This window comes from Thermodesulfobacteriota bacterium (assembly GCA_040755095.1).
GTDB lineage: Bacteria > Desulfobacterota > Desulfobulbia > Desulfobulbales > JBFMBH01 > JBFMBH01.
In genome coordinates this window covers 21,394-31,021 of the sequence record JBFMBH010000036.1, presented here as the reverse complement: position 1 = coordinate 31,021, position 9,628 = coordinate 21,394, and the positions used below count along the sequence as shown (strand labels likewise).

General features: G+C 67.6%; 5 protein-coding genes. All 5 read right to left on the bottom strand.

The window, feature by feature from the left end; genetic code table 11:
- Positions 1-384: 384 nt before the first annotated feature.
- Complete coding sequence (locus tag AB1634_07630; GenBank protein MEW6219392.1) at positions 385-1,560, bottom strand: DUF4143 domain-containing protein; 1,176 nt, start codon at positions 1,558-1,560, stop codon at positions 385-387.
- A gap of 182 nt (positions 1,561-1,742) precedes the next feature.
- Entirely contained in the window at positions 1,743-3,593 is a 1,851-nt protein-coding gene (locus AB1634_07625) for an adenylate/guanylate cyclase domain-containing protein (protein MEW6219391.1), read from the bottom strand.
- Positions 3,593-5,929: a CHAT domain-containing protein gene (locus AB1634_07620; protein ID MEW6219390.1), complete on the bottom strand. Its 2,337-nt coding sequence runs from the start codon at positions 5,927-5,929 to the stop codon at positions 3,593-3,595. Before AB1634_07620 ends, AB1634_07625 begins: the two co-directional genes overlap by 1 nt.
- Positions 5,929-6,621 carry a hypothetical protein gene (locus AB1634_07615; GenBank protein MEW6219389.1) on the bottom strand — a complete coding sequence of 231 codons (693 nt, stop codon included), beginning with the start codon at positions 6,619-6,621 and terminating at the stop codon, positions 5,929-5,931. Before AB1634_07615 ends, AB1634_07620 begins: the two co-directional genes overlap by 1 nt.
- Complete coding sequence (locus AB1634_07610; GenBank protein ID MEW6219388.1) at positions 6,618-9,533, bottom strand: filamentous hemagglutinin N-terminal domain-containing protein; 2,916 nt, start codon at positions 9,531-9,533, stop codon at positions 6,618-6,620. The genes AB1634_07615 and AB1634_07610 overlap by 4 nt, the downstream gene beginning before the upstream one ends.
- Positions 9,534-9,628: the final 95 nt, after the last annotated feature.

The following is a 9,628-nucleotide window of genomic DNA, read 5'->3' as shown; positions in this document are numbered from 1 at the left end:
CCCACGGCCGTCCCTATTTGTACGCCCGGGCTCCGAATGGATGAAACGCCGGCAGCCCGCTCTGGTGTCCAATGTCTCTTGAGAGATCCCATAAGTCCTATGGGTCCTATAAGTCCCATGGGTCCAGGGAAGCCAGGGAAGCCATGGAAGCTATGGGAGCTATGGGAGTCATCAGGACCTGTGAGCAGCCGTGCGCGGAGCGCGCCCCAATGGTGCAACGGACGTTCGTGGCCAAGGTGGCGTTGGCCGCCGGAGCCGGCCGGCCTTCAGCCCCCGGCCGTGGTGGAGCACGGTGCAGACGTGCAGGTGCACCTCCGGCTTCATGACTCTTTGGGCTTGCGGACCCGCGCCCTGGTCGATGGCCCCGACAAGGCGACTGGCCGCTCAGTCTCCCCCCCCGCTCGTCAGCTCGGGTGCAAAGCGTCCCTGCCAGAGAAGCCTGGTGAATTCCCGGTGCGGCACAACGAGGACCCCTTCCGCCGTCTTCCGCAGGCGGGGCTCCAGACAGACGACGACCAGGGCGCGGACCTCCGGGAAATCTTTTTTGAAGTGCAGCAGCCCGGCGATGTCCCGGGAAGAGACCTGGGTCTTGCCCTTGGCCTCGATGGCGACCTGGCCGTTGCCCAGAACGAAATCCACCTCGATGCCGCTGGAAAGGCGCCAATACGACAGATCGTAGTGCAGCTCGCTGTACCGGGCGTGCACGGAAAGCTCGTGGAACAGCCAGTTCTCGAAGGCCTTGCCGAACAGCTCCGAGCCAGGCTCGATGTTGCCCCGTCTGGCCAGGTGGCTCACGACGCCCACGTCGCGGAAGTAGAACTTCGGCGCCTGGATCGTTCGCCGTTTCGGGCGCAGGGTGAAGGCCGGCAGAAAGGCGCCCATGAGGGTGTCCACCAGGATGCCGTAATGATCCCGCACCGTTGACACCGCGACCGCGGCCTCCCGGGCCACGTTGGACAGATTGACCACCTCGGTATCACCAATGGCCGCCGACCGCAGGAAATCGGAAAACACCGGCAGGCGGCGGGTCAATCCCTCCTCGAGGATCTCTTCCCGCAGGTAGTCTTCCACGTAGCTGCGGATGGTCAGGCGCGGGCTTTCCGCCCCGTAATGATCAGGCAGGGGGCCGGTGTTGACGAACCGCTCGATGGAAAAGTCATCCCCCAGCTCCTCCGCCACCAGGCCCAGCAGCTCGTAGCGCAGGGCTCGTCCTCCCAGAAGATTGGCATGCCCCCGCCGCACCTTGCGGGCGCTGGAGCCGCACAGGCCAAAGACGACGCCGTGCTCCTCGATGAGGAAGTGGATTTCGTCCAGCAGGGCCGGGGCCTTCTGGATCTCATCGATGACGATGGGCCCGGCAGACCTGCCGGCCAGGACCTCTTCGCGCAGGAGGGCCGGCCGCCGCAAATAGCGCACCAACTGGTCGGTCTGGAGAAGATCGATGCGCCGCGCGTCCGGGTACGATGCCTTGAGCAGGGTGGTTTTCCCGGTCTGCCGCGGGCCCCAGAGGAAGAAGCTCTTCTTGGGCGCCGCCGGCAGCCTGAGAAGTCGCGTGTACATTTGCCTGTGCTCCGCTGATATGCATGTCTATTTGCGGTACTGGCGTCCAATAACACGCCAACAGGGGGGTGTCAATGGCCGGAGGTGGGACGTGTCGGCGCGCCGGGATTCGTCCCCGCCTCACAGCAGCCGCGAGTTGGCCGGGCTATTGCCGCCGGCCAGAAGATCCGCAGTCTTGGCTGTCAGTCCTGCACCCCCAGGACCTCCACCACGCTGATCTCCTCGCTGCAACCGGCGGGGAGCACCGTGGTCGTCCGGCCCAGGAGTAGGCCGGGGCCGGCGGCGGCAACGGTTCGCTGGCTGGCGACGATATCCCAGCCCAGGGTCTTGCAGAAGCCTTCCAGCCGGGAGGCGATGTTCACCGTGCTGCCGATGGCGGTGTATTCCATCCTCTTCGATGAGCCGATGTTGCCGATGAGGGCCTTGCCGCTGTGGATGCCGACGCCGATCCGGAAGCGGGGCAGCTGGTGGCGGGGGAATCGGCTGTCCAGCCAGGATTGGAAGCCGATGCTGTTGGCGACGAGGTCCCGGGCCGCCAGCAGGGCGCGGCGGCTCTGGTCCGGGAAGGCAACCGGGGTGCCGAACAGGGCCATGACCGCATCGCCGATGAACTTGTCCACCATCCCACCGTGGCGGGCGATGATTTCGCATACCTGGCCGTAGTAGGCATTCAACAGCTCCACCACCTCCTCCGGCTCCAGCCGGCCCGAGAGGGAGGTGAAGCCACGGATGTCGGAGAACAGCACCACCACCTCGGCGGCCGTCCCCCCCAATGCGGGCATCTGGTCCCGGGCCAGGAGATCCTTGAGCACCGAGTCCGCCAGATAAGGCGCGAAGGTCGCCTGGATGATGCTCCTGGCCCGCTCCGCCCGGGTCAACCGCTTGCCGGTGGCGCCCAGGTAGAGTGTGGACAGGGAAAGCACGACGGGTATGGTGGGCGCGAAGCGATCAGCCCGGAAGACCGGATGGGCCAGGAGGAATGCGGCCAGGGCCAAGGCGATCATGGCTGCCAAAGCCCGGCCGGGGGGAAGACGCAGGGCGGGCACCAGGCCGGCCGCCGAGAAGGCCACGAGCCAGAGGAAGCGCCATCCACTCGCCAGAGGCTCCATGGTCTTGCCAGCGGCCAGCGTCTCGATGATGTTCGCGTGCACCTCGGCGCCGGCCATGAAGCTGCGATCTGGCCTGGCAAAGAGACCGGAGCTGTACGGGGTGAGGTGCAGGTCGTTGAAGCCGCCCTGCTCGGCGGAAAAGATCACCACCTTGTCCCGCAGCAGGGCCTGGACGGCCGGGGATTCCCGGGTCGCCGGCTCCAGGAGCTTCCGGAAGGAGAGCCGGGGCACGGTGCCGGGCGGGCCCACATAGCGGATCCGTCTGATCGCGTCCGGGGGGAAAACGATCCCGGCCTTCCGGGCCAGGAGGGGCGCGAAAGTGGTGTGGGGCGGGACGTCACCGGCGAACAGCCGGGGGAGAAAACGCCGGATGACGTGGTCCTCGTCCGGCAGCAGGTTGATGAGCCCCACCGACTCCGGGCCGTCCGGCAAGGAGTACAGGTAGTCGACCGCAGGCAAAAGGGGCGGCTGCGCCTTGCCGTCTTGCCAGCGGGCCATACCGGCCAGGACCACGTCACCGCTGTAGAGCTGCGCGCGGAAAGAGGCGTCGTAGGTTCGGCTCAGGTCACTTCCGGCTGGGCTGACCTCAGCCAGCCAGGTCTCGGCGCTGACCGCGAAGACGAGATCAAGCCCGATCGCCTTGGCCCCGGCCGCCCGCACCGCTGCCATCGCGGTAGCAAAATGCGGGCCCCAGAAGGTCATCGGCGCGTCCGCCAGCGCGTCCAAGGTCGGCTCGTCGATGGTGACGATGGTGACCGTTGGCAGGTAATCGCTCCGCCGGCCCAGGAGCCGCTGGTGCAGATCGCCCAACGCCTCTTCCCAGGGGGCCAGCCAGCCCTGTCGCTCCGCGGTGGCGGCCACCAGACAGCTGGCCACCAGGAGGACGGCGGCGAAGGTCAGGTTCTTGGCGCGGGCACCGGGCATCAGAGCCAATTCCCGATCAGGAGATACGGGGCCCAGAATGCCGGGTGGCCATACTCGGGTCGGGAAAGGAGCCGGACCTGGGCGCGCTTAAGAGCCTCGGCCTTGGAGATGCCGTTGCCCTGCCGCATCTCCCGGTAGAAGGCGTCCACCAGGGCGGCTGCCGCCTGGTCGTTGATGAGCCACAGACTGGCCAGGGCGCTGCGGGCCCCGGACTTGACCGCAACCCCGGCCAGCCCCAATGCCGCCCGTTCGTCACCCACCGCCGTCTGGCAGGCGCTCAGGGTCAGGAGCTCCACCGGCTGGCGCCGCTCCCGGCCGGGCTCCATGAGGCTCTCCAGGCCGGCCAGGGTCAATCGATCCGAATAGGTGAGCAGGAAGGTCTTGCTGAAATCACGGTCAAACTGGCCGTGGGAGGCGATATGGACGATGGAATAGGGCGCCTGCTGCATGGCGTCCTGCACCGTCGCCGCGGTGAAGATCTGGTCCAGATAGACCGTGGCCGGAAAGGTCGCGGCAACGGTGGTGGCCTCGCCGGCAACGGCGGGCAGGGCGGGAAAGCCCTGCACCGCTTCCGTAAGCCCCCCCAGCAGGACCTGGGCCTCCGCGACCTTGAGGGTCCGGGGATCGGTGAGGGTCAGGCTTGGGGTGGTGGCCACGGCATACCGCTCGATCAGAAACGAGCTGCCGTCATGGAGCGCTGCCATGGGAATGGTGCGCAGCTCCCGGTCCGGGACGAAGACCAGGGTCTGGACCCCGCGGCCTTGCAGGTCGGCCTCCATGGGGGCCAGGAGCCACTCATGGAGGCGGTTCGCATAGCGGAGGAAGCGGCTGCCAGGCGTTTGCAGCTTGTGCCGGAGGTTGGTGATCCATTCCACCAGGGTGTCGTGGCCCACAGCCACCACATACTGTTCCATGCTCGCGCCTACCGAGACCAGGAGCACCAGCCGGTCGGGCAGCATGACCGGATAGATGACCGCCGTCCGGCCCGGAACCTGCTCGAGGGTCATGATCGTCTGTTTGCCGGCAGCGAGGCATTCGTCCTGGAAGTAGTCCTTCAGCTCCATCTCCTTCATGCGCTCCAGGGTATCCCGGGCGGCCAACAGATCGGCCTGTCGGCCCTGCGGGTCGGGAATGCCTGCGGCCCGCCGGAGCAGGAGATCGGCCAACTGGAAGTAGATCGGCTCCACGGCCTGCTGGTACGACAGACCGCCCCGGCGGCGGCAATCGGTGGCCAGATCCTGCTGGATGCGGCTGACCGCATCGACCGCCAGCTGGCAGGCCCGAATGGCCTCGTCCAGCCTGCCCACGGTCCCATGCAGGCGGCCCCTCTGCCAGTGGAGCCGGAACAGCTGCTCCCTCAAGTCATGCTCCTGGGCGATGAACAGGGCCTGGCCGTTCAAGGTCAGGGCTTCCTCCTGGCGCCCTTCCTGCTCGTAGAGCCCGGCCAGGTAGCCGAGGCCGAGGGCGCGGGCCCGGAAGTCCCGGATCCGCTCGGCCACCTGCACCGCTTCCTGGAAACCGTCGTGGGCCAGGAGCACCAGGCCGCGATCCTGGACCGGCCCTGCCGGCGCGGCCCTCAGCTCCTGGGCCAACAGGCCGCAGCTGAGGAGCAGAACGGCTTTGTCGTGGCCGTCGACCAGGGCCAGGACCCGGCCCTGGAGATCCGCGAGACTGGAGAGGGCATCGATCTTCTCCTGCTGCCGCAGCCGGAGCTGGACCAGAAGCATTTCCGTCCGGAGGGGGAGCGCGGGATCGGCTGCCGGCAACGCCAGGGAGCGGCGCAGGATCTCTTTCGCCCCCTGGTGGTCCTGTTCGGCAACAAGCAGCTGGCCGAAAGCGAAAAGTACGGCGGCGCCCGTTGCCGGCGGCAGGTCACCGTTGTCGACGGCCGGCAGGCAACGGTGGAAGTGGCTGTGCGCTGATGCAAAATCCCCCATGAGATAGGCGAGGCGGGCCAGGGCGGCCTCTGCCCGCAGGTCGGCCCGGTCACCCACTGCCGGCGCCACCTGCTGGGCCCGGGCCAGGACCGCCGCCGCCCGATGGCCATGGCCTCCTGCCATGAGCGATTGGGCCTCCAGGAGCAGTGCCTCGAACAGGGCCCCGGCCTGACCTTCCGGGTCCAGATCCTCGGCAAGCGTGCCGTACAGAACGGCCGCCTGCTCGAAGTCTCCGTTCCGGAAAGCCCGCTGGGCGGCATCCCGGTCCCGGGCCGCCGCCACCGCCGGCAGCTCCGGCACCGGGATCGGCCCGCGCTCCGCCGCCAGGCCAGGCGCCGCCGCCCCGGCCAGGCACACGGCCAGGGCGAAAAGGCGCACGCCCCGCACTCCAGGGCCCATCACTGCCTCCTCAGCCAGTTCTCCAGGAGGTCGATCTCCCGGTTGTCGGGCTGTCGGGCGCGCATGGTGGTGATGAGCTCGGCCATGGCCTGGTGCTGGTCGAAGTCGGCCAGAACGCTGAACAGGAAGAGCTCCGGCGAGATGTCGGTGTCTGCGGCCTGGCTGCGCAGGGTCCGGTACATATCCCGAGCCAGGGCCACCTCCCGTTCCTCGCTCGTGGCCAGCTCCACCGGCGCCACCGGTGCAGCCTCGTCACCCCCGGCGCCCCGGATGAGATAGCCGCCGCTGCGGATCATACGCTCGGTATCGATGATGGCCACCACCCGCTGCACCTCCTTGGCGACCACGCCGGGCAAGGCGCCCACCTGGGCCACCGCGCCGGTTTGCGGCGTGGCCCCCTCCCGGCCGACGGTGATGCGGGCCTCATCCTGCCAGACCTCCCGGCGGCCGTTGCTGAAATAGACCAGATGCATCCGGCTGCCCGGGGACAGCAGCACCTGATCCCCCTCCTTGAGCTTCATGAAGGGCGTGATCGGGTGGGACTCGCCCCCCGGGGCCTGGAAGGTGCCGGTCCCGGCCAGCTCGGTCACGAGACAGACCCCCGAGCCACCGGCTGCCACCGGCCAAGCTGTGGCCAAGAGCAGCACCAGCAGCAAACCGGCCGAACACCACGCAGAGCGATGCTTGTTCATGGCTCCTCTCCTTGTTTCCTTTCGAGGTGATTCCTCAGGTGCTGCCCCCCCTTGCCTCGTCCGTCCGCCCGCGAGTCCCGCTCCGGTGCTGGCTCCGCCACGGGCAGCACCAGCGCCTTCGGCCCGGGCGCCAGCATTCCCCAGCCGCCGAAGGTCAGACTGCTCGCCCCCCCGGGCCCAGCCGTAAGGCAGCTGCTGGCCGCAAGATCGGCCAGGCCGCCCGACTCGGGCAGATCGGCCAGGATGCCACTGATATCGATATCCGGCGTCTGGATGGAGACATTGCCCGAGATGCCCAGTCGTGAGGAGGCGTCAATGATGCTGTTGTCCGCAAACAGGTAGTCCGTCACCAGCTGGATGTTGCCGCCGTTGCCGCCATAGGCGTTGGCGACGATGCGGCTGCCCTGGAGAATGGTGAAGATCGGGTCGATGTCGATATTGCCGCCGTTGCCGGCGCCGCCAGCAACCGAGGTGGAGATTTCGCTGCCCTCCAGACGGAGCAGGTGGCCGGCACGGATGGTGATATCGCCGCCGTCGGAATCGGTGGTGGAGGTGACGATCCGGCTGCCGTTGTGCAGACTGAGGGTGCCGGTGGCGAGGATGGCGATGTCGCCAGCCCTGCCGCTGGCAAGGCTGGCCGCGGTGATGGTGCCCTGGCTCCTCAAGGTCAGGGAGTCGGCCACCAGGTTGATATCCCCGCCGTCGCCGGTGGCCCCCTCCCGCACCCGGGCATAGATGCCGGATTCAGCGCCGTCCACGGTCAACGTGCCACTGGTGACGGAAAGGTCGCCGGCATCACCTGCCCCAGAGGTGGAAGAACTGATCGCGCCGCCGTTGCGGATCGAAAGCTCGCTGCTGCTGATCGTCACAGCACCGCCGTGGCCCGTAGCGCCAGGAGCCACCCCCGCATAGATCCCAGCCCCATACCCTTGGCCGTCTACAGTGATCGTGTCACTGGTGATGGAAAGGCCGCCGGCATCACCAGCCCCAAAGGTGGCGGCACTGATTTCGCCACCGTTCCGGACCTGCAGATCCCCGGCGTCGATCGTCACGGCACCGCCCTGGCCCGTAGCGCCGGTATCCACCTGGGCAAAGATCCCAGCCCCATACCCATGGCCGTCCACGGCGATCGTGCCACTGGTGATGGCAAGACGGCCGGCATCACCTGCCCCGAAGGTGGCGGCGCTGATTCTGCCGCCATTCAGGAGCTGCAGATCCCCGGCGTTGATCGTCACAGCACCGCCCTGGCCCGTAGCGCCCGTATTCACCCGGGAAAAGATCCCAGCTAAATTCCCTTGGCCGTCCACGGTGATCGTGTCACTGGTGATGGCAAGACGGCCGGCATCACCTGCCCCGAAGGTGGAGGCTCCGATTTGGCCGCCATCCAGGACCTGCAGATCCCCCACGTTGATCGTCACAGCACCGCCCTGGCCCGTAGCGCCAGAAGCCACCCCCGCAAGGATTCCAGCCCAATTCCCCTGGCCGTCCACGGTCAACGTGTCACTGGTGATGGCAAGACCGCCGGCATCACCTGCCCCGAAGGTGGAGACACTGATCGCGCTGCCATTCAGGACCTCTAGATCCCCGGCGTTGATCGTCACGACACCGCCCTGGCCCGTAGCACCGGGATTCACCTGGGCAAAGATCCCAGCCCCAACCCCTTGGCCGCCCACGGTGATGGTGTCACCGGTGATGGCAAGACCGCCGGCATCACCTGCCCCATAGGTGGAGGCACTGATCATGCCGCCATTCAGAACCTGCAGATCCCGGGCGTCGATCGCCACGGCACCGCCCTGGCCCGTAGCACCGGGATTCACCTGGGCAAAGATCCCAGCCCCATACCCTTGGCCGTCCACGGTGACCCTGTCGCTCACGATATCGAGACTTCCGGAGTCGCCGGCGCCGAGGGTACCGGCGGCCATGAAGCTGCCGTTGGCGACCAGCAGATCCATACTGCGGACGACCACGTCACCGCCGTCTCCTTGTCCGACGGCCCATGCTTGGACGATGCCACCACCGGTGATCTTCAGGCGGTCTGCCTCGATATCAATGGCGCCGCCGGGGCTCTCACCGGTGGCCGAGTGGACATGCGCATCCCCCGTGATCGCGACCCGGCCGCCCCGGATAAAGACGGCGCCACTGGCCGCAGCATCAACGTCCAGCTCGGAGTTGTTCAGCGCCACAGCGCCCCGCTCGGCGGCATCAATCGAAAGCTCCCCGGCCGCTGGCCGCACCTCGCCAGCCGAAGCAACACTGGCCAGGTCGATGCGGCCCCCCGGCGCCCGCAAGGTGCTGCCCAACAACATGATCTCCCCGCCGATCAGGGACAAGGCCTGGCCATCGCCCACGGCCAGCTCTGCCCCGTAGGCCTCGATGGCGCCGATTGGCCCATCGAGAAAGCCGAAGGCCGTCGGCGCGGCGCTGCTGAGGATGGTGTCGCCGGAAGGGTCGCTGAAAAAGATGCCCTGGTCGGCAAGACGGAGAAAATCGGCGGTGCTGACCTGAAGTGATCCGCTCAGGTCCAGGGAGGCGTGAGGCCCGAAGATCACGCCGGCGGGATTGAGAAGATAGAGGTCGGCGCCCGGAATCGAGGAGGCCAGGCGGCCGTCGATCAGGGACTGCTCCCCGCCGGTGACGCGGCTGATGATGGTGGCAATCGTATCCGGACCGCTGAAGGTGGCGGATTCGCCGGCGGCCAGATTGAGGGTGGTGAAGCTGTGGAAGAGGTTGGCCCCGCGGACGGTTCCCAGGTCTGCGCTGACCGCAAAGTCCGGGCCACTGAGCACGGCCGCCGGCCCCATGGTGCCGTCCGTCAGCACCTCCGCCCAGGGGGACTCGGTGCGGACGAGGGCCGCTCCCAGGAACAGGACGGCCGCAGTAGCGCGTTGGCGGGTCTTGGCTGCCGGGGACATGGATGGGCCTCCTCGGACCGCGGAACCGGGCGATAATCGTATCGGATTGGGTCACCAATCGCCTTCCTGGCCCGTTTGCTTCGGCGCGCTGCCGA

Excerpts from the sequence above, each read along its gene's own strand:
- AB1634_07625 (MEW6219391.1), bottom strand. The coding sequence starts at position 3,593 with ATGCCCGGTGCCCGCGCCAAGAACCTGACCTTCGCCGCCGTCCTCCTG.
- AB1634_07610 (MEW6219388.1), bottom strand. The coding sequence starts at position 9,533 with ATGTCCCCGGCAGCCAAGACCCGCCAACGCGCTACTGCGGCCGTCCTG.
- AB1634_07615 (MEW6219389.1), bottom strand. The coding sequence starts at position 6,621 with ATGAACAAGCATCGCTCTGCGTGGTGTTCGGCCGGTTTGCTGCTGGTG.
- AB1634_07630 (MEW6219392.1), bottom strand. The coding sequence starts at position 1,560 with ATGTACACGCGACTTCTCAGGCTGCCGGCGGCGCCCAAGAAGAGCTTC.
- AB1634_07620 (MEW6219390.1), bottom strand. The coding sequence starts at position 5,929 with ATGGGCCCTGGAGTGCGGGGCGTGCGCCTTTTCGCCCTGGCCGTGTGC.